Origin of the sequence: Nostoc sp. C052 (assembly GCF_013393905.1) — a bacterium.
Taxonomy (GTDB): Bacteria; Cyanobacteriota; Cyanobacteriia; order Cyanobacteriales; family Nostocaceae; genus Nostoc.
This window is the reverse complement of sequence record NZ_CP040272.1, coordinates 7305247-7326486: the sequence shown is the minus strand read 5'-3', so window position 1 is coordinate 7326486 and position 21240 is coordinate 7305247. Positions and strand designations below refer to the sequence as shown.

The 21240-nt window shown below is 39.7% G+C and carries 17 protein-coding genes and 3 pseudogenes; 9 read left to right on the top strand and 11 right to left on the bottom strand.

All coding sequences use genetic code 11. The features are described 5' to 3' along the window. Nucleotides 1-119: 119 nt before the first annotated feature. From FD723_RS30270 to FD723_RS30255, 4 genes are all read right to left on the bottom strand, one after another. Entirely contained in the window at nt 120-1127 is a 1008-nt protein-coding gene (locus tag FD723_RS30270; RefSeq protein WP_179068645.1) for an NAD(P)-dependent oxidoreductase, read from the bottom strand. A gap of 505 nt (nt 1128-1632) precedes the next feature. Then, nucleotides 1633-2667 carry a methyltransferase gene (locus tag FD723_RS30265; protein WP_179068644.1) on the bottom strand — a complete coding sequence of 345 codons (1035 nt, stop codon included), beginning with the start codon at nt 2665-2667 and terminating at the stop codon, nt 1633-1635. Between the two features lie 599 nt (nt 2668-3266). Beyond that, the gene (locus FD723_RS30260) at nt 3267-3875 is read right to left on the bottom strand and encodes a hypothetical protein (RefSeq protein WP_179068643.1); all 609 of its coding nucleotides are present in this window, start codon (nt 3873-3875) and stop codon (nt 3267-3269) included. Between the two features lie 171 nt (nt 3876-4046). Beyond that, complete coding sequence (locus FD723_RS30255; RefSeq protein WP_179068642.1) at nt 4047-4634, bottom strand: thylakoid membrane photosystem I accumulation factor; 588 nt, start codon at nt 4632-4634, stop codon at nt 4047-4049. Between the two features lie 287 nt (nt 4635-4921). Here FD723_RS30255 and FD723_RS30250 point away from each other — a divergent pair, with 287 nt between their 5' ends. The 5 genes from FD723_RS30250 (at nt 4922) to FD723_RS30230 (ending at nt 11878) form a co-directional block, all read left to right on the top strand. Then, entirely contained in the window at nt 4922-6259 is a 1338-nt protein-coding gene (locus FD723_RS30250; RefSeq protein WP_179068641.1) for a Mur ligase family protein, read from the top strand. A gap of 56 nt (nt 6260-6315) precedes the next feature. Beyond that, a complete protein-coding gene (locus FD723_RS30245; RefSeq protein ID WP_179068640.1) occupies nt 6316-7134 on the top strand; it encodes a type 1 glutamine amidotransferase in 819 nt (272 codons plus the stop codon). Nucleotides 7135-7215: 81 nt separating this feature from the next. Continuing rightward, the gene (locus FD723_RS30240) at nt 7216-7839 is read left to right on the top strand and encodes a Uma2 family endonuclease (protein ID WP_179068639.1); all 624 of its coding nucleotides are present in this window, start codon (nt 7216-7218) and stop codon (nt 7837-7839) included. 51 nt (nt 7840-7890) lie between these two features. Further along, nucleotides 7891-8514 carry a Uma2 family endonuclease gene (locus FD723_RS30235; protein WP_179068638.1) on the top strand — a complete coding sequence of 208 codons (624 nt, stop codon included), beginning with the start codon at nt 7891-7893 and terminating at the stop codon, nt 8512-8514. A gap of 649 nt (nt 8515-9163) precedes the next feature. Further along, a complete protein-coding gene (locus tag FD723_RS30230) occupies nt 9164-11878 on the top strand; it encodes a leucine-rich repeat protein (RefSeq protein ID WP_179068637.1) in 2715 nt (904 codons plus the stop codon). Between the two features lie 230 nt (nt 11879-12108). Here FD723_RS30230 and acsF read toward each other — a convergent pair whose 3' ends face one another. Further along, the gene (gene acsF / locus FD723_RS30225; protein WP_179068636.1) at nt 12109-13185 is read right to left on the bottom strand and encodes a magnesium-protoporphyrin IX monomethyl ester (oxidative) cyclase; all 1077 of its coding nucleotides are present in this window, start codon (nt 13183-13185) and stop codon (nt 12109-12111) included. Between the two features lie 694 nt (nt 13186-13879). On the opposite strand from acsF, the pseudogene FD723_RS43205 reads away from it, so the two are divergent. The 3 genes and pseudogenes from FD723_RS43205 to FD723_RS43200 all read left to right on the top strand — a co-directional run. Beyond that, a pseudogene (locus FD723_RS43205) lies at nt 13880-13996 on the top strand (hypothetical protein); the annotation flags it as partial. Nucleotides 13997-14218: 222 nt separating this feature from the next. Beyond that, nucleotides 14219-15031, top strand: a pseudogene (locus FD723_RS30220) (protein kinase); the annotation flags it as partial. Nucleotides 15032-15162: 131 nt separating this feature from the next. Then, on the top strand, nt 15163-15291 hold the full coding sequence (locus tag FD723_RS43200; RefSeq protein WP_256874971.1) for a hypothetical protein: 129 nt from the start codon (nt 15163-15165) through the stop codon (nt 15289-15291). A gap of 14 nt (nt 15292-15305) precedes the next feature. Here FD723_RS43200 and FD723_RS30215 read toward each other — a convergent pair whose 3' ends face one another. Next, nucleotides 15306-15950 carry a DUF2996 domain-containing protein gene (locus FD723_RS30215; RefSeq protein ID WP_179068634.1) on the bottom strand — a complete coding sequence of 215 codons (645 nt, stop codon included), beginning with the start codon at nt 15948-15950 and terminating at the stop codon, nt 15306-15308. 293 nt (nt 15951-16243) lie between these two features. Next, nucleotides 16244-17305 carry a DMT family transporter gene (locus FD723_RS30210; RefSeq protein WP_179068633.1) on the bottom strand — a complete coding sequence of 354 codons (1062 nt, stop codon included), beginning with the start codon at nt 17303-17305 and terminating at the stop codon, nt 16244-16246. 256 nt (nt 17306-17561) lie between these two features. Here FD723_RS30210 and FD723_RS30205 point away from each other — a divergent pair, with 256 nt between their 5' ends. Then, complete coding sequence (locus FD723_RS30205; protein ID WP_179068632.1) at nt 17562-17924, top strand: hypothetical protein; 363 nt, start codon at nt 17562-17564, stop codon at nt 17922-17924. 268 nt (nt 17925-18192) lie between these two features. Here the strand turns inward: FD723_RS30205 and FD723_RS30200 are convergent, their stop codons facing one another. The 4 genes and pseudogenes from FD723_RS30200 to FD723_RS30185 all read right to left on the bottom strand — a co-directional run bounded on the left by FD723_RS30200 (nt 18193) and on the right by FD723_RS30185 (nt 21231). Further along, complete coding sequence (locus FD723_RS30200) at nt 18193-18813, bottom strand: SMI1/KNR4 family protein (protein WP_179068631.1); 621 nt, start codon at nt 18811-18813, stop codon at nt 18193-18195. 368 nt (nt 18814-19181) lie between these two features. Further along, nucleotides 19182-19541, bottom strand: coding sequence for an SMI1/KNR4 family protein (locus FD723_RS30195; RefSeq protein WP_179068630.1), 360 nt, complete (start codon nt 19539-19541; stop codon nt 19182-19184). A gap of 126 nt (nt 19542-19667) precedes the next feature. After that, on the bottom strand, nt 19668-19877 hold the full coding sequence (locus FD723_RS30190) for a DUF4351 domain-containing protein (RefSeq protein WP_179068629.1): 210 nt from the start codon (nt 19875-19877) through the stop codon (nt 19668-19670). A gap of 549 nt (nt 19878-20426) precedes the next feature. Next, a pseudogene (locus FD723_RS30185) lies at nt 20427-21231 on the bottom strand (Rpn family recombination-promoting nuclease/putative transposase). Nucleotides 21232-21240 lie beyond the last annotated feature (9 nt).

Here is a 21240-nt window from a genome sequence, read left to right as displayed (position 1 = left end):
TAACCGAAAGGTATTGGAGTTAATTGGATATTTTTTTACTTGGAAGTTCCTAACCTTTTCTCAGCCGTCTTTAGACGATTTTCGCTATTAGACTCAGAATTCATTCTGAGGCGGGCTGTCTAATTGTGTCCCGCCTTAAGTTGATCCCCGTACTCATTTCTAATCATTCGCAACCCATCTATTAAGGAGATTTTTGGTTCCCATCCTAATAGCTGTTTCATCTTGTTATTACTAGCGCACTGATTGACAATCTCTAAATAGTTTACTCCTTCTTCAACCTCGATATATTTCTCACCTGGTTTGAAGATATTAATGATACTCTCTAGGATATCTCTTACCCTATATTCTTTACCACTGCTAATATTAAAGATTTCACCAATAATATTTGGCTTCGGCTCTAATAAGGCTTTAGCTACCACAATAATACCTTCAACAACATCTGAGATATGAATAAAATCTCGCGTATATTCATGACCGCTCTTTGTCAAACGTAATTCAGGAGTAAGACCATTTTGTAATCTTTGTATAGTACGTGGTACCAGACGTGAACTATTTCGGTCAAGACCCCCATAAATATTAGCAAAACGCACGATCGCTAATGGGATTTGATAAGTCAGATAATATGATTGCGATATCAAATCCGCACAGATTTTAGAGGTTTCATAGATATTTTTTGCCATCAAAGGTTCATCTTCAAGATAGGGTTTGATTTGGGTTGCATCCCTTCCATAGACCTTATCTGTTGTACTTAAAATCATAGAACATGAGTAAGTACTTTTTCGTATGGCTTCTAATAGAATATAGACTGCACGTATATTGTATTCACAAGTTTGAAGAGGGTTCTCAAAACACCATCCTTCAACTGCAACACCTGCCAGATGGATTACCAGATCAATCTGGCTTGTTAAAATTTTCTGAACCACCTCGTTATCAGGAATATCTAAAGAGCTAGTAATCAACTCATCATACCAATGATGATTAGGAGCTTTTACATCCGTTGCTATCAAATAAATATGAGGATAATCTGCTTTGATTTTTTTACATAACTCTGAACCTACATACCCACTAGCTCCAGTTACGAGCCACACTTTATTGCTTAAGATGTCTTTTGTCTGATCTGAAAACATATAAAGCCCGATATTTTTTCTGATGTAGATTTTGTTTGCTTATGCAGCATTTAGATGGAGAAGTAAAAGCCTAATCAGCTTTTTCCTAACTCCAGAAACAATGGGCGAATCGTGAGTTCACTGTCTCTGCTGTCAGTGAATGGCGAGTAAAATACTTTGCCATCGGACGGGTGAGTGTTAGTTCGCACCAAAAGACTCGCAAGGTTTTTGGGGTGTCTCTCAAGGCAATCAGATTGATGTAGCGATCGCGGTAAATCTATGAACGAGCGCTTACTTTGCCGGCTGATTTCTAAGGTCTTGCTCCTAGTAGTCTGTCAATAAATAATTGATGGATAAATACCTGTAGTGACGGCGATTTATCGCGTCTCTCTAACCGTCAAAATGAATTTGACAGACTACTAGCCGCACAAGGTAGTCCAAGCAGTCAATATGGTAGAGCAGTCTCTATGCCTAAAAGCTCTTCGGAGTAAAACAGCGGTTGTTTGAAAATTGATATCGCCTTTATCTATGGTTTTCTACCACTGACGAGAGAATAGTAACCGGAAGTTGGGGTGACTAATATATCTTCAAATCCACATTCTGTCAGCAGTTGATGAAGCTCATCACCTGTGAATTGCTTGCCCTCAGCCATCCAAACCATGCACATCGAAAATGAAGTTGCAACTAGAGGACTATCTTTACTATCTGACAGCAATATTTCATGAAGGTAGATATGACCTCCTTTTGGCAATGCTTCAAAGCTACTACGTGCCAACTGGAGACATCTTTCTCGCCCCCAGTCATGAAAGATATTACTAAATAAAATTGCATCGTAACCTTTAGGAAAGGGGTCTTTAAAGAAATCTGCTTCTAAAGTATCTATTTGTTCTTGGAGTCTAGCCGAAGAAATGTATTCTTCTGCTATCCTACAAACTACTGGCAGTTCTAAGACAGTGCAACGTATTTCTGGATAATGTTGAGCCAAGGCAAAACTAAAAGCACCAGAGCCACCACCCACATCAAGAAGACGTTTGACATCTGCAAAGTCTCCTGTTTTAGCAGCACATAAGGCGGGAGAGATTGTCTGGCTGTGCATGTGTCTGGTAAAGGCTTTGGCTTGTTCTGGGTCTATCTCGTGAGCTTCCCAAATATCTCGATCTTTGTAGATGGTAGACTTATCTTTTTGTAATGCCTCTAGCAGAGATGAATGAGATAGTGGATTAGTTCGCATTAAATGTAATATTCCACCCCAGTAGTAAGGGCTATTGGGAAGGAGGAAATTTCTCGACACATCAGTGATGTAAAACGTTCCTGAATGCTGAACCAGATAACCAATTGATGTCAGGACTCCCAAGAGTGCTTCAGTAGAACGGTTTCCTAAACAAAGGCTTTTCGCTACTTCAGCGGCCGTTGCCGGAGACTTTTCTAGTAGAGGAAATAGCCCTAGTTCATCTGCAACAGTAAGCGTAGGAAAATGGAAGATGGACATCCATGTATCCCATAGTAATCGGTCATCACAAGTTGCTGAAGGTAAATTTACTTGTTGAATATATGGTGACATACGCAGCAGGCTAAGTAGGTGGGCTGCATCAGTGATGGGTTGTTGAAGAGAAAGGCTAAGGGAACTGGACAGAAAAAATCATCCCATAGAGGATATCTGCCGAGATAACGGCAAAATGGAACACGCTATAAAATTATGTTAGGCAGATGCTTGGAAATCCTTGATTTTACGTTGTTTCAATATCAGATTGAGCGTGTCCTCTCTTGTGAAAACATCTCCTAAAACCGAATGTGTTTTGACTCTTTCTTTAATTAAATTAATAACCTAAAATTTAAAAGAAAGGATCAGTAATTATCTATTTATATAAGTACCAAAATATTAGAAACGGGACTTGAGTAGCAGGCGAGCCGAAAGCCGGGATAAGCTTGAAAGTCTTATTATACAAGGATTATATCCAGAACGAAGTTCATTGACACTCTGATTATCATCGAGTCACTACTCAACGAGAAAATCAGGATTGGGAGCAATGCGATTTTGTGAGGTGCTTAAAATTCAGGTGCTAAATCACCGTACCAATTGACACATCTACGTTTGGCTTACCAGCCATTGTTACAGTACCAGGTTTATTTTTAAATGTAAGTTTCTTCTGCCTTCTGAAGTCAACCAATAGGGCGATTTCCGGGATTGACTGCATGAATATATTCACTACCCGATCGCGGTCTTCCTCGTTTATAATAAGCTTCTTCTGGTTTACCCCATCCTAGCTGCAAAATCATTTCCAAAAAGCTAGAATTTTCCCACTTGCACAAACTTGCCCACTCTGTTCTTTGAACAATTCTCTCTACATCAGATGTGACAATTTGTTGGTGTTGCTTACTATTATTGAAACTCAAGTATAAGTCCATCCCGATAGTGACTTCATACCAAAATTCTACAATGGAGTTTTTAGCGGCTTTTAATATCTCTAAGTCACCATTGAGGGCAATTAACTCAGTATCTATTTCGGGATAATGCAAGCTTTTTCCTTTAACTGTCACTTCTCGCCAAATAATACCAGAAACTCGATTTTCTTTCTGATACTCGTGAATTGCAGTTTTGAAATCTTGATAGGCAGTGAACTGTTGCAACCCATCAGTGCTGATAAACTGGTCAATTACAGGATTGCCAGAGACTTTTATTTCTAACTTTAAGCGTTTTCCTTTGAGGCAAGCTTGGCGTTCGGCTGCCAAAATTTGAATTAGTTCCTGGGTGGTGTAAACCTTTGACATCAGAATACACTCTATTTAGTCATTGGTCATTGGTCATTAGTCATTAGTCAGTTGTTACGGACTTATAGACTATAAAATTAACTTTCTAATCATTATGCTTTGACATCGGCGGCAATGTAGTAACAGATATCACTAAAAATTAGGGCAGACCAATTTGGTCTACCCCATAAGTTATTTAGCTAACTCACTGCTAAACTCATTAAAGGCTCGCCGTTTTAGCTGTGCTGTTTCAGTGCGTGGTAATAAATCAAAGATTTTGCGAAATTGATCGTCTATCTCTTCAAAAGGGACTTGACCCTTTTTATTCAAAACGACCTCACCTGATTTATTTAACACCAGGACTTGAGGAACAGCCCCAGAATAGTAATATCCCACCTCTGTAGGATCGTAGGTCTCTTTAAGGGGGATAGTATCTACATTAATCGGCATAATCTCTGCTACCCGACCATAGAATTCCTGTACCCGTGAAATGGAAATGGCATATCTTTTGGAATCGCTACTATCATCCAGATAAAAAGCCAAAAATACGGGTTTATGTTCCGCTAAAGTCTGTGCGAGTGTTTGTCTGGGAGGAACCAAGGAGCCATTGCCAGCATAAACGACAAAGATGTTGCCGTCATATAAATCATTATTAAGACCAGCAGATGCAGGCTGCATACTTATAATGAAAAGACTTGCAAGCAACAACAGGCCTTTGGACAACCACCTTCGCCAGCCAGTAATTTGTTTATGTAAAAAAAGAAACTTTGTGCTATTCATCAAAAGGAACCTTGCAAGCTACTACTTGTCGTGAGTTTGTACTGAATTCGGCAAACTGGGTTGGATATGTAATTACGCCCACGCACTATTTTTTAAGATAACGCCTACTGAGATTATCTCTCGCAAGTGGTTGGTACTGCTATGCGGAAGTCAAAACAAAGGCGAAGTAGTACAACAATCTAAAATTCAAAATTGGTATGGCTGGCTTTTTCAGCTAGGATTCGCTAAACTCACAAGATTAAATTTGCACTTTTAATTAGCAACTGCCAGAAGACTAGGGTACAGATGTGGGAAACAAAATACAATTCATAGATAGGCTGCGATTGGGTTTCGCGGTGTCAGTGGCAAAGAGTGTGACGTTTATTGTGCGATCGCTCCGTCTCGGTGCTGCTAGTGTATTACCAGGCTCGATTGCTCGTCGCATTGAACCCCGCCTTTTACAATTATTGAGTCAGCAAGTTAAAAACGGGGTGATTTTAATTGCTGGTACTAACGGTAAAACTACTACAGCGCTGCTTTTATGCACAATACTAGAACGCAAGGGTTTTCGTGTAACTCATAATTCTACAGGTGCAAATCTGGAAAATGGCTTGATGACGGCGCTGTTAGAAAGCACCAATTTACTAGGTACGCTAAATACTGATTACGCCATTTTGGAAGTTGACGAAAATATTGTACCAAGAGTACTAGCGCCACTCCAACCGCGAATCATTCTCTGTTTAAATTTGTTCCGCGACCAACTCGATAGGTACGGGGAAGTAGATACAATCAGTAAGCGTTGGACAAAAGTTATTTCTACACTACCAGCAGAAACGGTGGTAATTCCTAATGCTGATGACCCAACTTTATCTAACCTCGGTCAGCAGTTACCCCAACGGGTGTTATTCTTTGGCTTGAATGAACCAGAACATTATCTAGAAGCAATTCCTCACGCTGTTGATTCTATCTATTGCCCCAAATGCGGACATTCTCTAGATTACAAAGGTGTTTATTTGTCTCATTTGGGAGATTTCACTTGTCCTAAGTGTGGTTTTACAAAAAGTAAACCTACTCTCGAAAGTAATGAATGGTCACAAATTCTAGTTGGTTTGTACAACAAATATAATACTTTGGCGGCTGCAACTGCGGCTATTGAGTTAGGAGTTGATGAAGTAACAATTAGAGATACTATTAACAATTTCCAAGCTGCTTTTGGCCGTGCGGAAGATTTAGTAATTAATGGTAAACGAGTGCGGATATTGTTATCAAAAAACCCTGTGGGAACGAATGAAACTATTCGCGTAGTTACTCAAAGCACAGATAAAACCACACTGCTGGTATTGAACGATCGCACGCCCGATGGCACTGATGTATCCTGGATTTGGGACGTGGATACCGAGAAATTAGTCGAACGCGGCGGGACTTTAGTAGTGAGTGGCGATCGCGTCTACGATATGGCACTACGTCTACGTTATAGCCAAAAGTCCCTTGAGAGCAACTTAAATTTAATAGTCGAAGAAGATTTGCGACAAGCGATCGCTACTGCATTAGAGCATACACCAGAGAATGAAACTTTGCATATTCTGCCAACCTACTCAGCCATGCTAGAAGTGCGAGAAGTTCTGACTGGTCGGAAAATTCTTTAAATTTGTCATTTGTTATTGGTCATTTGTCATTTGTAATCGTCCCATTCCCTAAATTTATGACTTCTCAAAATTTAGAATTAACAATTGGTTGGCTTTATCCGACGCTGATGAGTACTTATGGCGATCGCGGTAATGTAATTACTATAGAGCGTCGCGCCCAGTGGCGGGGATACGATGTGAAAGTGTTACCCCTAGATCAAAATTCCACAGCCGCAGATATTAAAACTGTAGATGTAATCGTTGGTGGTGGCGCACAAGATCGTCAGCAAGAAATTGTCATGCGTGATTTGCAGGGTGCAAAAGCTGACGCGATGCGCGAAAAAATCGAAAATGGCACACCAGGAGTATTTACCTGTGGTTCACCCCAATTACTGGGACATTATTATGAACCAGGCTTGGGACAACGAATTGATGGTTTGGGAATACTCGATTTAGTTTCTGTGCATCCTGGTGAAAATACTAAGCGCTGTATTGGCAACTTGGTAATTGAAGTGACAGCCTCACGTCTAGCGCGAGATTTAAAAGAGATGACGGGTAGCACACCTTATTTAGTAGGCTTTGAAAATCACGGCGGACGCACCAAACTTGGAAAAGTGGAAGCTTTGGGACGAGTGGTATACGGTTTGGGAAATAATGGTGAAGATGGGACAGAAGGAGCATTTTATCAGAATGCGATCGCTACTTATTCTCACGGCCCTTTATTACCGAAAAATCCTTTTGTCGCCGATTGGTTAATTCAAACAGCGCTGCGGCTAAAGTATCAGCAGGAAATTACCTTAAAACCTTTTGACGATAGCCTCGCTGCACAAGCAAGAGAAGCGATGTTTAAGCGATTGAAAGTGAGTTTACCAAATGCTGCGGCGGCGAAAGTTTAACCTAAGTTCGCTGATTAAGCCTCTCTCCGTTTCGGGGAGAGGTTTGGAGAGGGGTCAAATTTGACATAAAGAGGGCAAAGTATGACTCAAGCCTTAACCAAACAAGTAACATTTGATGAATTTATCGCCTGGTATCCCGAATCTTCAGACAGGCATTATGAACTACATGATGGGGTAATTGTTGAAATGCCTAAGCCAAGAGGGAAGCACTCAGAGATAGCCGGGTTTATCAATGGTTCTTTGTTTATTGAAATCACCCGTTTGTCCATCCCTTGGTTTATCCCTAAAGAATGCGTCATCAAATCAGTTAACACTGATTCAGGTTATGAACCAGATGTTATCGTTCTTGATAGACAAGCTGTTATGGATGAACCTCGTTGGAAAAAAGAATCTATCATCACGCGGGGTAGTTCCGTCAAGTTGGTTGTAGAAGTTGTTTCAACTAACTGGAGCGATGATTATGCTTTGAAGCTAGAAGATTACGAGTCTTTGGGTATTCCTGAATATTGGATTGTAGACTATCTAGGTTTAGGTGGTAGGCGGTTTATTGGCAATCCGAAACAACCAACTATCTCGATTTACCAATTAATTGAAGGTGAGTATCAAGTTAGGCAATTTAGGGGAAATGAGCGCATTCAGTCGCTAGCATTCCCAGATTTAAATTTAACTGCTGAACAGATTTTTCGGGCTGGAGAAGTAGTGTAATTTAGGTGGCTAAGGTTTAAATTTTATCTGACTTTAAAGCAAGAGGAAAGTATGACTCAAACCTTACGCAAACTAGTAACATTTGATGAATTTATTGTTTGGTATCCAGAAAACTCACAACGACGCTATGAACTGCATGACGGAGTAATTGTTGAAATGGCTCCTCCCACAGGTGAACATGAACAAATTGTTGGATTTTTAGTTGGGGAAATAGTTACAGAATACAAACGTTTAAAACTACCTTATTTCATCCCGAAAACAGCATTCATTAAACCGATTCAGAGCGAAGCAGCTTACTCACCAGATGTACTGTTGTTGAATAACTCTAATTTAGTAAATGAATCTCTGTGGAAAAAAGAATCTACTGTAAGCCAAGCCGCATCAATTCCTTTAGTAATAGAAGTGGTCACTACCAACTGGCGCGACGACTATTTTACCAAAGCAGGTAAATACGAAGAGGTCGGAATACCTGAATACTGGATTGTAGACTATTTAGGTTTAGGTGGTAGGCGGTTTATTGGCAATCCTAAACAACCAACTATCTCGATTTACCAATTAATTGAAGGTGAGTATCAAGTTAGGCAATTTCGGGGAAGCGATCGCATTCAGTCGCCAGCGTTCCCAGAGTTGAATTTAACTGCTGAACAGATTTTTCGGGCTGGAGAAGTCGCGTAAAAAACGGCTAAACAAGTAAAAGAACCATCAAAGACTCGTCCGCGAGTATCAAAGACTCATTCACGAGTATCAAAGGCTCGTCCGCGAGTATCAAAGACTCGTCCGCGAGTGTCAAAGACTCATTCACGAGTATCAAAGGCTCGTCCGCGAGTATCAAAGACTCGTCCACGAGTATCAAAGACTCATCCACGAATATCAAAGACTCGTCCGCGAGTATCAAAGACTCATCCGCGAGTATCAAAGACTCATCCGCGAGTATCAAAGACTCATTCACGAGTATCGAAGACTCGTTTAGAAGTCAATTAAAGCTATTGGTAATGATAAATTATTTTTAGATTCAGTAAAAATTCTTAGCGATCGCGTAGTCTTACACAGGATAGTAGATTGCTTTGATATCTTGCAGCATTCTTAATTAGTAACTGCGATCGCCTGAAACTCGAAGTTCTAGGAACCAATAGCCAAAGTCACTCAAGTGGACTAAAACCTAAGTCTGGAAAAAATTTAGTCCTCTTAAGAGGACTTTCGCTATCAGCCATAGGTTTCTAACCTGTGGCGGTTGTTGGGATTAGTGCAAAATATTAGTGGTTGCGATATTGTCCAGCAAATCAGGGGCATTACATATAACTTTCGTTAACAGGTGAACCTCAGTATGGCAAACACGCCTCAACGTTTCCTTGAAAAAATCCGAGAAGCGAAAAAGAAACGGCTTAAAGAATTAGATTTAAGCAATCATCTGGGTACTCATAACAAGGAAAAATTAACAGAGGTTCCTGCTGAGGTGTTTGAACTGGAATGGTTGGAGGTTTTGAATTTAAGCGGCAACGGATTAAGGACACTGCCAGAAACGATCGCCCGCCTGCCACAACTCACTTTCCTGGATTTAAGCGGCAACCAATTAACGACACTGCCAGAAGCGATCGCCAGTCTCCAACAACTCACCACCCTGGATTTAAGCCGCAACCAATTAACGGAGTTGCCAGAAGCGATCGCCAGTTTCCAACAACTCACCACCCTGTATTTAAACCGCAACCAATTAACGGAGTTGCCAGAAGCGATCGCCAGTCTCCAACAACTCACCACCCTGCATTTAAGCGAGAACCAATTAACGGAGTTGCCAGAAGCGATCGCCAGTCTCCAACAACTCACCACCCTGTATTTAAACCGCAACCAATTAACGGAGTTGCCAGAAGCGATTGCTAGTCTGCAAAAACTCACTTTCCTGAAGTTAAGCGAGAACCAATTAACGGAGTTGCCAGAAGCGATTGCTAGTCTGCAAAAACTCACTTTCCTGAAGTTAAGCGAGAACCAATTAACGGAGTTGCCAGAAGCGATCACCCGCCTGCAACAACTCACTTCCCTGGATTTAAGCGGCAACCAATTAACGACACTGCCAGAAGCGATCGCCAATCTGCAACAACTCACTTCCCTGGATTTAAGCGACAATCCTATTGAAAAGCCGCCGCCAGAAATTGTTGAACAAGGTATTGAGGCAATTAGGGATTATTTTCGACAACTGCAAGTAGAAGGCACAGATTATCTATACGAGGCAAAGTTACTAATTGTTGGCGAAGGAGGAGCAGGGAAGACAACACTGGCAAAGAAAATTGAAGACCAAAATTATCAACTTCGAGAGGAAGACTCTACGCAGGGAATTGAGGTTATCCAGTGGGGTTTCCCAATGGACAATGGGCGAGAGTTTCGAGTCAACATCTGGGATTTTGGTGGACAAGAGATTTACCATGCTACTCACCAGTTTTTCCTTACTAAGCGTTCTCTCTACGTTTTAGTAGCAGATACCCGCAAGGAAGACACGGATTTTTATTACTGGTTGAATGTAGTAGAACTGTTGAGCGATAACAGTCCGTTGCTAATCATCAAAAATGATAAACAAAACCGCCACCGAGAAATCAATGAACGTGAATTACGGGGGCAGTTTACTAATTTGAAGGAGACTTTACCAACAAACCTTGCTACCAACAGGGGTTTAGAACAAGTTTTACAACAAATCAAGCATTACGTTAAAAACCTGCCCCATATTGGCAGTCCCCTCCCAAAAACCTGGGTTAAAGTCCGCGAAGCTTTGGAGAGTGACAAACGCAATTACATCGGTTTAGATGAATACCTGAACATCTGCCAAAGAAATGGGTTCACCCAAAGAAATGACAAGTTGCAGTTGAGCAGCTATCTGCACGATTTGGGAGTATGCTTGCACTTCCAGGAAGATCCACTTTTGAACAAGACTGTCATCCTCAAACCCAAGTGGGGAACTGATGCAGTCTACAAAGTGCTGGATAATGAAAAGGTGATTCTCAACCTGGGCAATTTCAGCCGGTCTGACTTGGCAAACATCTGGTGTGAAGACGAATACGCCACGATGCATGATGAACTCTTGCGCTTGATGATCAACTTCAAGCTGTGCTACGAAATTCCTAGAAGCCAAGGAAAGTATATTGCCCCACAACTGCTATCTGCTAACCAATCCTCATATAACTGGGATGAAACCAACAACCTGATTCTGCGTTACACCTACGAGTTCATGCCCAAGGGCATCATCACCCAGTTCATCGTTGCCATGCATGAGTTAATGAATGAACAACAATGTGTCTGGAAAAGCGGCGTTGTTCTCAGCAAAGACCAGACAAAGGCAGAGGTGATTGAATATTACGGTAAGCGGGAGATTAAGATTCGAGTTTCAGGTCGTCATAAAAGAGATTTGATGACCATAGTTACACATGAACTCGATAAAATTCATGACTCATACAAGCGACTAAAGTACAACAAGTTAATTCCCTGTAATTGTGTGACTTGCAAAGATAACCAAGAGCCACACTTTTATTTATTTGAGGAATTGCGACAGTTTATCGCCGATAAGCAAGACGAGATTCAATGTCGCAAAAAACCCTACAAAATGGTGAATGTCTTGGGCTTAATTGATGATGTAATGGACAAACACCAATTTATTCAGCAAGAAGAAATCAGAGTAAGCGGAGATAATTATTATATAAACGCTAAAGAAGTTCAAATTAAAAAAGGGAATAATATTATGTCTAATCAATCTCCGCAAGAAGAAAAGCCAAAGTCAGAAGATGTTAAACTTCCGTTTGCTTTTCGCAATGGAATGTTCTATTTATTTGTATTTGTAGTTGTATTTTGTTTAATTGCATTCTTTGGTGGTTCGCTACCATTTCATTATCTAGCTTTAGCAATTATTGGTACAGCAATATTTATTGTTTTAATTGGAGTTTTGCAACTTCGGCAAGATGACCGTCTTTCTGAAAAATCTTTTGTAGATTTAACAAAAATGGTACTGGAACAGTTGCCTTTAATTAGTAATATTATTAAGCAGTTTCAAGGCAACAAATAAAAGCCTCGGCGAATGGAATTCGCGGCTATACAAACAAAGTCCGCCTGCGCGGACTAAGAAAAAATTGAGGGTTTGAAACCCACGGAGGTGGGTTTTGTCTGTGTAGACGCGGTTTCTAATCGCCTGGTATTAAATTAGACTTTTTAAACACCCTAAGAGGCTGTTTATTAAACAAAAAAGTGGTTCTGCAATCAGCAGAACCACTAAAGCTTTCGTTAACTTATAACAAGTTAACGAACTGCTCCTTGATAAGAAGCAGTATCAATTGGTTTCATTAGATATAGCCGCAATAACTGCCAGCCATTGGAAATGTAAAGCGGTAGTTTTTGGAAGAATTGCAGGAATTTGGGAGTGTTGGAATTAGCGATCGCACCCAGTTTTTCATTATTACTGATACAAACGTCCAAGCGCTCATAAAACTCTGGATTCTCTACATCCAGCATCAGCGGGAATACCCTACCTGCATTCTCGTTGGTCTTCTGAATTACATGGATATCGTATTCTCGTGCATCCAGCCCAAGGGTGGCATAAAAGTCCTTTCGTTGGATGTCATTGAGATACATGGTCGCAAACACCGACAACAGGAAGAACCGACTCCACAGCCGTGCTTTCCAATCATTCAACATTTGCGGCTGAGATTTCATGATCGCATCAAAGAAATCACCGTGACGGTTTTCATCTTGACACCAGTTTTCAAAGAACCGGAAGATTGGATAAACCCGGTCTTCGGGATGTGTTTCTAAATGGCGATAAATGGTGATGTAGCGCCAATAACCAATTTTCTCAGAAAGATAAGTGGCGTAGAAGATGAATTTCGGTTTGAAGAAAGTATAACTGCGGCTCTTAGTCAAAAACCCTAAATCTAGGGATAGATTAAAGTCCGACAAAGCTTTGTTCAAAAAGCCAGCGTGACGTGCTTCATCCCGTGACATCAGGTTAAAACATTCTGCCAAAACGGGGCTTTTGCCTTTTAAGCGACGACCAAGTTCTTTATACAGCAAAAAGCCGGAAAACTCTGCCGTACAAGAACGTTCTAGAAATTCAACGAACAACTTGCGAGTTTCCCCGTCAATATGATCCCAGGATTGTTCAAACTCGGCATCGCGAACAAAGTGGTGGCGGTTGTAGTCAGTGCGGAACTCTTCGAGAATGGCTTGTAACTCGTCTTCGTTGACGGAGATATCCATCCGTGCCATTTCATCAAAATCGGTAGTATAAAACCGAGGTGTTAACAGGGTTTCTTTTGCCGGGACTTTAATCCCTGGCCGGATTTCTTCAAAGCCTGGTTTTTTGAGGGAATCTACCATGTCTTGATTGCTCTTTCGTCTTTATTATCTTAAGTAGACCTTTCGGGTGACGCTCCTGCGTCTCTACCGCTACGTTAACGGTAGTTCCTCATGGGGGAAACCCTTTTGGCGCTAGCCTCTCCCTTTGGGAGAAGACCGGACTGCCTTACCAGAAAGCCAAGGGTAATTGCTCTGGCAAACCGTAACAGCCCATAATAATCCAATTGTATAAAGTTCAGTCTACCAAGGTGCGGGTTAGAAACTTATAAGCAAAACATTAAGAGTTGCAACAATAATTCAATGTTTGAGGGATCAATAATCGCAGATTGGTAGTTAAGCAAAGGTAGTTTTAGCGATCGCCATTGTTTCGATTCCGTAAAGCAACACGCAATTTTTGTATCTAAAAAACTATAAATCCAGTAATTTACCGTGGTTATTACTACAATAAATTTATGGGGTTTGAGCGATTAATACGTTAGCGATCGTTAACTTATTAACAATCTTTCACTAGCATAATTACTTAAAAAATTAAAAATTAAGTAATATTTTACACTCTTTTCAGCGACTATAGACTAGTAGGTTAAATAGTAACCACCTACAAAACTTGTCAGAAAGGAACTGATCAAGATGTAAGTCTAGCTATCCATATTTAGTATAAAAAGTATGGGAAAACCATCTTAGACAACAAGAGCAAATCCAAAGGGTTGAAAACAAGATGAATCTTGAAAACAATCAGCGTAAAAGCCGACTTCTTGTTTCTTACATCTTGTGTGCAGCCGTCTTTTTAGGATTAGGAGGACTGCACCGTTTTTACAATGGCAAGATCGTAAGTGGTTTGTTCTGGCTGTTGACTGGTGGTGTGTTTGGTATAGGACAGCTTTTGGATTTGTTTATCATCCCTGAGATGGTTGACAAATACGAGCAGAAGTTGAGATTAAAAGTAGGTGTATCTCCCTTGGGTGTACCGTTAAATCAAGCAGTGGTCGCCTCTCAAGTCCATGAGCCAACAAGCAACAAACTCATGATTGAACTAGTTGAAACGGCAAAAAGCAAGGGTGATAACTTACTCCTCAAAGAACGTTATCGTGCGATTAAACAAATAGGGCAAGGTGGTTTTGGTAAAACCTTCTTAGCTGTAGATGAGGATAAACCTTCAAAACCATTATGTGTAATTAAACAATTTTATCCTCAAGCTCAAGGTACTGGCACTCTTGCAAAAGCCATAGAATTATTTAATCAAGAAGCGGTGCAGTTAGATTTATTAGGCAAACATCCCCAAATTCCTGAACTACTGGCATATTTTACCCAAGAAGACGAGCAGTATCTTGTACAAGAATTTATCGACGGGCAAAATTTAGCTCAAGAGTTAGCAGATAGAGGCACTTTTAGTGAAATGCAAATTTGGCAATTACTAAATGATTTATTACCAGTATTACAATTTTGTCATGCCAGAAAAGTAATTCACCGCGATATCAAGCCAGAAAATATTATTTTACCTAAAAGCGAAACCCAACGCAAATTAGTATTAGTAGATTTTGGCGCTGCTAAATCTGCCACTAACACCGCCTTAAATAGAACTGGTACAAGTATTGGTAGTCCTGAATATGTTGCACCTGAACAAATGAGAGGTAGGGCTGTTTTTGCCAGCGATATTTACAGTTTGGGTGCTACTTGCATTAATTTATTAACTGGGCGATCGCCCTTCGATTCTTATGATATTAATAACGATACTTGGGTTTGGCAGCAATACTTAAAAACTCCTGTTAGTCATAAGTTGAGTCGCATTCTTAACAAGATGCTAGAAAGTATTCCCATTCGACGTTATCAAACAGTAGATGAAGTTCTTAAAGACTTAAATAAACACTCATAATTTAATGCAAAATTTAGTTATTGATAACGACCCCAATGTTGGAGCCGTTACTTACCATTTCTAGGAACTTTAATTATTATTAGTCATTTGTCCTTAATCATTTGTCCTTTGTTAAAAACTAATGACTAATGACCCAATACTTTTCGGATAAACCCAATAATCTCTCTTTTGGTCTAGGAAAAGCTTACTGGGTTTGGGGTAAAGGTAAATTTAAACCCTTTCCCTTTCCCCTTTCCCCCTTAACCGAAAAGTATTGACTAATGACCAATGACTAATTTCTACCTAACCACTTTTGACCATCTAAGCGCTGAACTAAGCCAAATACCAACAAATCGAGGGTAATTCTGCGCTCATCGATTAAGAATGACTCAAGAGTGCTAGGTTTTTTGCCTTCATTACAGGAAAATCCTTTTTTCCCTTGAATATCTTCTTCAGGGAAATACAGATTAAACTGACGCTTACCAATTTCCGACCAACTGCCGATAATTTGCCAGCATTCTTCGGCGGATTCAAAGCCAGTGATAGGCACTTTCTGCTTGGCAAAAGACACCTGTAAATCTTGCACACCTTTTTGAGCGATCGCTTTTTGTAAAGCTGGCAAGTAGTCTTGCTCAATGAACTGTACAAATGGCTTATCTTCAACAGATGGGGCTTTTTCTTTTTTGGCGGCTTTAGCGGCGGCTGGTTTTTCTTCCGTTGCGTCAGCTGCGGGTTTTTCGCCTACTGCGGCGGCGGGTTTTTCTCGCTTGGGTGGTTTAGCAGCATTAGGATTATCTTCGGGGTTTGCGGCTTTAGGATCTGGCGCGTTGGCAGTAGGAATATCTGTGGCTTCGGGTGAGTCTGTAGTAGGAACTTGCTTGTCAGCAGTGTTGGGAGCTACTTCTCCCGCTTGATTGTGATTGGTTGGGTCTGCCATTGCTCAGGTCAATCCTTTAATCTAGCTTTGGGAGCGATCGCTCACCTTGATGTATCGGGTATTTTTATTTTGACATACTAGTACCGCAAGGCGGAATTCAAAATGACGCTCTTTACAAGATGCTGCGCGTACCAAGATTCCCAGATCCCCAACTTCTTGAAGGATACGGGGATCTAGCAGCCCAATAAAATGAACTTGACGGTTAGACGCGATAAATCGCCGTCTCTACAAATTCAATTTTGGATTTGCATTTTTAGATATTCAATCCAAAATCTAAAATTCTTCCGCCTCCTTCAAATCCCCTTGAATCCCATACCAGCTTCTACCTGTTGCTGTGCTGGAGTAGAATTCACTTTGCTAGAAGTCTGACGCCAAGTGCCAACTTGGCTCAAGAATATACCTACTAAAATCAAGCTGCCGCCAATATATTGAGCGAAGTTAGGGGCTTCACCCAAAATTAAATAGGCTGCTAGGATGCCCACAATTGGCCCAAATGAGCTAACCAAGGAAGCCGTAGATACAGTGGAAGTTTTCAAGCCTTTAATCCAAAAAGACTGACCTAATACCACAATCAACCCGCCATAGAGAAACATCCATTGCCACAAGAACGGTGAGAGGACATCAGCAAAATGATCCCTGCCATAGAGGAATAAAGCAATGAAGAAAAAGATTACGGTTCCTAATGCAGTCCGAAAAATACTATAGATTCCCAAAGGAATCTGCGAAAGGTGTTTCTTGCTAATAATTGTGGAAGCAGCTACAGCAATAGATCCTGCTGCTGCCAAAAGTTCCCCTATGCCTAAACCGAAACCTCCCATGTTCATCATGGTTTCTGTCGGAGGCTGAAGGATAATAGTTAGGATAACGCCGATAAAGGCTGCGATCGCACCGATAAATTCCCAAATATTTACCCGTTCTCTCAATAACCAAACTGATAAAGCCAGAGTTAGAGGCGGTTCCAAGCGTCCTACCAAAATAACATTGTTTACTCCTGTAAGTGCCAATGCCTGGAAAATTAAGCCAGGGGCTAACGCTCCTGATAAAATAGCCACTATCGTTAGACTTACCCAATCTTTCCTTGAGAATTGTTTCAAAGTAGCTTTGTTCCACTGCCGCCCATAGATAAGGATCAGAAGTATCAAGGCGCAAAGATTTCCCACAAATAAAACATTACATAAAGAAATCGGATTGCGTAGCTTGCCGCTGTACGCATTGCCGATAAGATGTTGGGCACCAATTTCTGTTAACTTCCGAGTAACTGCGCCAGATGCTCCAAAAATTAGCATTGCTAGCCAGAGATATGTTTGTCCTGAAATTCTATGGATTAGGCGATGTGGTTTTTTGGGTCTAGTCACAATAACATTACTGCAATAAAAGCATTGCTCATTATCTTAAGTTGCCCTCATACAGTTTTAAATGAGGTTTCGTTGAGAAAACACTTAAATTATGCTGTGACTTGGAATGACTATGATTATCTGAGAAAATGCTGAGAATTAACTAAATTTTCTCAAGGGATAAATTCATGAAAATAATGGCTTAGTTTCAATAAGCTCTCACTGCCACCTGAGATGCTGAGGATGTTCAGGATAAAACAGAGAAGAGAAGTAACAAATGAAACTCGCACCCTTTCTTACAAGTATAGCGTTGGTTGGTTTTTTCACAGTTTGGGATGTACCCTTAAAAGCAATCAATCCTTCATTAGTGCAGGCATCAGCAGCCGAAGAATTATCTGTAACGCAGAAACTAGACTTGCTGACTAAGAGTAAGGGTCAGATTGGTAGTGGCGATCAACTACGTCGTTTCTTTTTTGGTGACTTGGAGCCAATCGGTATCCAAGTGGGTGGTGCAGGTCATGTAGTTAACCTTTATAACAAAGCCAATGATGTCACATTCGCTTACTGTTCACATTACGATGTGATTGTTGCTATTAAGAAAGGTAAGGTGACTAAGTTTGAACCCAGTGAAGTGAAGTAACTTATTGAGGACGTTGAGTGCAAAAACTCAGCAATCATGAATATGTCCAAAGATTAGTAGAATATCTAACCAGCAAAAGGAGCAGAGTTTTCCCTTAATGTCCTCATAAACTACTACCTTTGAAAATAGTCTTCTGGAAATTTTGTGAACAAGGGGGATGAGTCTTTTTTCCCTTTGTTCTCTTGTATATGTTGAGAGTCTTATGGAAAAGGGATGGTGCGATCGCGTGCTTTATCATAATGCATAATCCTAAAATTAACAATATTTTTTATACTCTTTTATCATAGCTTTCTGATATATTTAACATCATATTTGTGAGGCTATCAAAAATTATTTTTGGTTCTCCATCTTCAATTGATTGTAGATATATTTCTGAAATAAATGCAAAATATTCATGTTTACAAGCAACAATTATATATAACTGAGGGTCATGATAAAAAATAGGGAACCAGTCTGATTTCCAAATATCAGCATTAACAATTTCTACTTGTAATTCATTTTCTTCTTTATTTAATTCTGGAATAATCAATCCATTTGTCATATCAACCATTTCAGCTAATTCTTCATATAAATCTTTATCCCACTCATAATCAAGTTCAGGATCATCCCACAACCCTATTAGCTGGTTGTATTCATCAATTGCATCTTCTAGGGAAAGAAAAGTGTATCCATGAAAAAACTGCGCTATTTTTTCTCCTTTAAGTATACACATACCATTCCGCCATTGGTAGAGTTCATAAACTTCTTTTGGCAAGCGAAAGGGCAAGTTTTTAACTTTTTCTTCAATTTCTTCATAAGCCAATCCTGGTTGCAGAGAATAAGCATAAGAAGGTTTATTTTGCTGTAACCAATTTAGAATTATGTCTAAAGCATCTGTTAACTGTGACATAGATCCAGAGATTTTTACTTTTATAAACAGTTGTCTCTAGCTTAACTTTGCTTATGGTTCTTAGGTAAAGAGAATATAACTAGCAAGAAGCTAACAACGCGAATGAGAGGAACAATTAAAAATGTGAAGATTAGAAGTGTGCGATCACGTGGTTTATCAGGATGTATAATTTCTTGTTTAAGAACTCCATTGATGTATCGGCGCTCTATTTTAGTCATAACACACTTATATTGATACTCAACTTCAAATTTTTCATTTACCTCGTGGTCATTCAACCAATTTTCATCACGTATATAACTATAAAAACCTTCCATTTTATAGCTAGATGTCATCCTACGAAAAGCTTTACCTTGAAAGTAACTGCTTAATTATTTTGTATTTTCTTCAGCACCTATAATAGCAAAACCTTCATTTTCAAAATCAAAGATAGAAAACCACCCAAATGGTAATGATAAACCAAAATTTTTTGATATTTCTTTCTCTAACTGTAATGCTTCTTCTAATGGAATAAATCGATAATAAGAGAAAAACTCGCTATTGTCATCAATCATGCCATTCCGCCATTGGTAAAGTTCATAAACTTCTTTTGGCAAGCGAAAAGGTAAGTTTTTAACTTTTTCTTCAATTTCTTCATAAGCCAATCCTGGTTGCAGAGAATAAGCGTAAGAAGGTTTGTTTTGCTGCAACCAATTTAGAATTCTGTCTAAAGCATCTGTTAATAATGACATAGAACCAGAGATTTTTACTTTTATAAACAGTTGCCTCTAGATTAACTTCTCTTTATACTTAGGGTGCTATTAAAATAAAAACAACCGCTCCATAAAATAGCAGCTTTTGCAATTTTATTAAGCTTATTACTGCTGCCCTAACCAAGCTACTAAATCAGTAACTTCCGAAAAATCCAACAACGCTTCTCCCAAATTTTCTAACTGTTCAGCAGATAAATTACGAATCTGCTCAACTAATGATACATCAATATCACCAAAGCGCCGTTTAAGCTGACGACTAATCAATTTAAACGCTTCTTTTTGAACGATATCTTGATAAGTTACAGACTCTTTCATAATATCCTTATGCAAAAATGGCCGAACTAAATTTAATTTTTATCACAAATTTTTGATAGAAGTTATGCAAATAAATAAATGTTTCGTATCTTTTTACAAAAAAGCGATATAAAATAACCTAACATCCTGCGAGTATGTTTTATATCGCTATATCGCTTTTTTATCCAACTTACATTACTACTCTATATCAAAATAGATTTACATTTATTTTTTCAAATACAGTGTTTAATTACATTGTCATCTATCGACAAAAAATTATTTTTTAATCTAATGATTTGAGCTAATTGGTTTGGTGACCATTGTCCCCGAATCTGAAGCTTCTTTACTGGTTCCATCTGGTCTAGTTTTGCAATAGGGCAGTTCAACCACATACTATTTTGAACGAGAACGTTCATATCTTCTATTCCACCTAGCCAAAAAATTTCAGATGGATGATTTTGTAAAACAGAGGGGTGTTCCTTTATTTGATTCTTTAGCGTTTCTACGAGTTTTTTAACACCCTGTATTATTACAGACTTTTTTATAAAATCCTACAGCAAAAATTTTATTTTAGTCCCTCTCTTGCTGTTCTAACCAAGCTACCAAATCAGCAACTTCGGAAAAATCAAGCAGTTCATCTCCCAAATTCTCTAACTGTTCAGCAGATAAATTCCGAACCTGCTCAATTAATGATTCATCAATATCACCAAAGCGCCGTCTAAGCTGACGACTAATCAATTTAAACGCTTCCTTTTGAACGATATCTTGATAAATTACAGACTCTTTCATAATATCCTCCCGTAAAAATTGCCGAACCAAATCCTTTTCAAACCGCAAACCTGCTAGAATTTCTACACAACCTGCGTCGCTTCTCCCTATCTGGAATTGTAGCGACTTGTTCAGCCACTTGTGCCAACAAAGTTTGTGGCAAGTCAGTTCGCGTCAAACTTGCTAAAGGTAACAGCGCCGGATTAGCTAAAAATAGTGTTGAATCTTGCTCCCAAAGACGAACAACCTGATATTGGTGAATCGTCGTATTATCCCGATATTCTTCGGTAAAAGCCATTTCGTTAGTAGTTTCCTGCAAAAAGATTAGCACTTGCACTACAGGACAACGGTATTGGCGCTTCAGTCTCACAGAATAATCGAGCATTCGGAAATTAAGCGCCGGATTAGATTTTGCCAAAGTTTGAAATTCAATGTGCAAAATTTGGTTAGCCGCTTGCAAAAATGTCACAGAATCCGCGCGAATTGGTTCAAGCGTGAGTTCCGTTTTTAAGACTTCAATTTCTTGCACGTCTACCCCAAGTAACCAACGCACAAAATCGGCTGGATACTGTTCAGCTAAATATTTACAAGCGTTGTCGTAACTCACCGTCTTCCT

Excerpts from the sequence above, each read along its gene's own strand:
- FD723_RS30270 (WP_179068645.1), bottom strand. The coding sequence starts at position 1,127 with ATGTTTTCAGATCAGACAAAAGACATCTTAAGCAATAAAGTGTGGCTC.
- FD723_RS30265 (WP_179068644.1), bottom strand. The coding sequence starts at position 2,667 with ATGTCACCATATATTCAACAAGTAAATTTACCTTCAGCAACTTGTGAT.
- FD723_RS30260 (WP_179068643.1), bottom strand. The coding sequence starts at position 3,875 with ATGTCAAAGGTTTACACCACCCAGGAACTAATTCAAATTTTGGCAGCC.
- FD723_RS30255 (WP_179068642.1), bottom strand. The coding sequence starts at position 4,634 with ATGAATAGCACAAAGTTTCTTTTTTTACATAAACAAATTACTGGCTGG.
- FD723_RS30245 (WP_179068640.1), top strand. The coding sequence starts at position 6,316 with ATGACTTCTCAAAATTTAGAATTAACAATTGGTTGGCTTTATCCGACG.
- FD723_RS30240 (WP_179068639.1), top strand. The coding sequence starts at position 7,216 with ATGACTCAAGCCTTAACCAAACAAGTAACATTTGATGAATTTATCGCC.
- FD723_RS30235 (WP_179068638.1), top strand. The coding sequence starts at position 7,891 with ATGACTCAAACCTTACGCAAACTAGTAACATTTGATGAATTTATTGTT.
- FD723_RS30230 (WP_179068637.1), top strand. The coding sequence starts at position 9,164 with ATGGCAAACACGCCTCAACGTTTCCTTGAAAAAATCCGAGAAGCGAAA.
- acsF (WP_179068636.1), bottom strand. The coding sequence starts at position 13,185 with ATGGTAGATTCCCTCAAAAAACCAGGCTTTGAAGAAATCCGGCCAGGG.
- FD723_RS43200 (WP_256874971.1), top strand. The coding sequence starts at position 15,163 with ATGACCCAATACTTTTCGGATAAACCCAATAATCTCTCTTTTGGTCTA.
- FD723_RS30215 (WP_179068634.1), bottom strand. The coding sequence starts at position 15,950 with ATGGCAGACCCAACCAATCACAATCAAGCGGGAGAAGTAGCTCCCAAC.
- FD723_RS30205 (WP_179068632.1), top strand. The coding sequence starts at position 17,562 with ATGAAACTCGCACCCTTTCTTACAAGTATAGCGTTGGTTGGTTTTTTC.
- FD723_RS30200 (WP_179068631.1), bottom strand. The coding sequence starts at position 18,813 with ATGTCACAGTTAACAGATGCTTTAGACATAATTCTAAATTGGTTACAG.
- FD723_RS30195 (WP_179068630.1), bottom strand. The coding sequence starts at position 19,541 with ATGTCATTATTAACAGATGCTTTAGACAGAATTCTAAATTGGTTGCAG.
- FD723_RS30190 (WP_179068629.1), bottom strand. The coding sequence starts at position 19,877 with ATGAAAGAGTCTGTAACTTATCAAGATATCGTTCAAAAAGAAGCGTTT.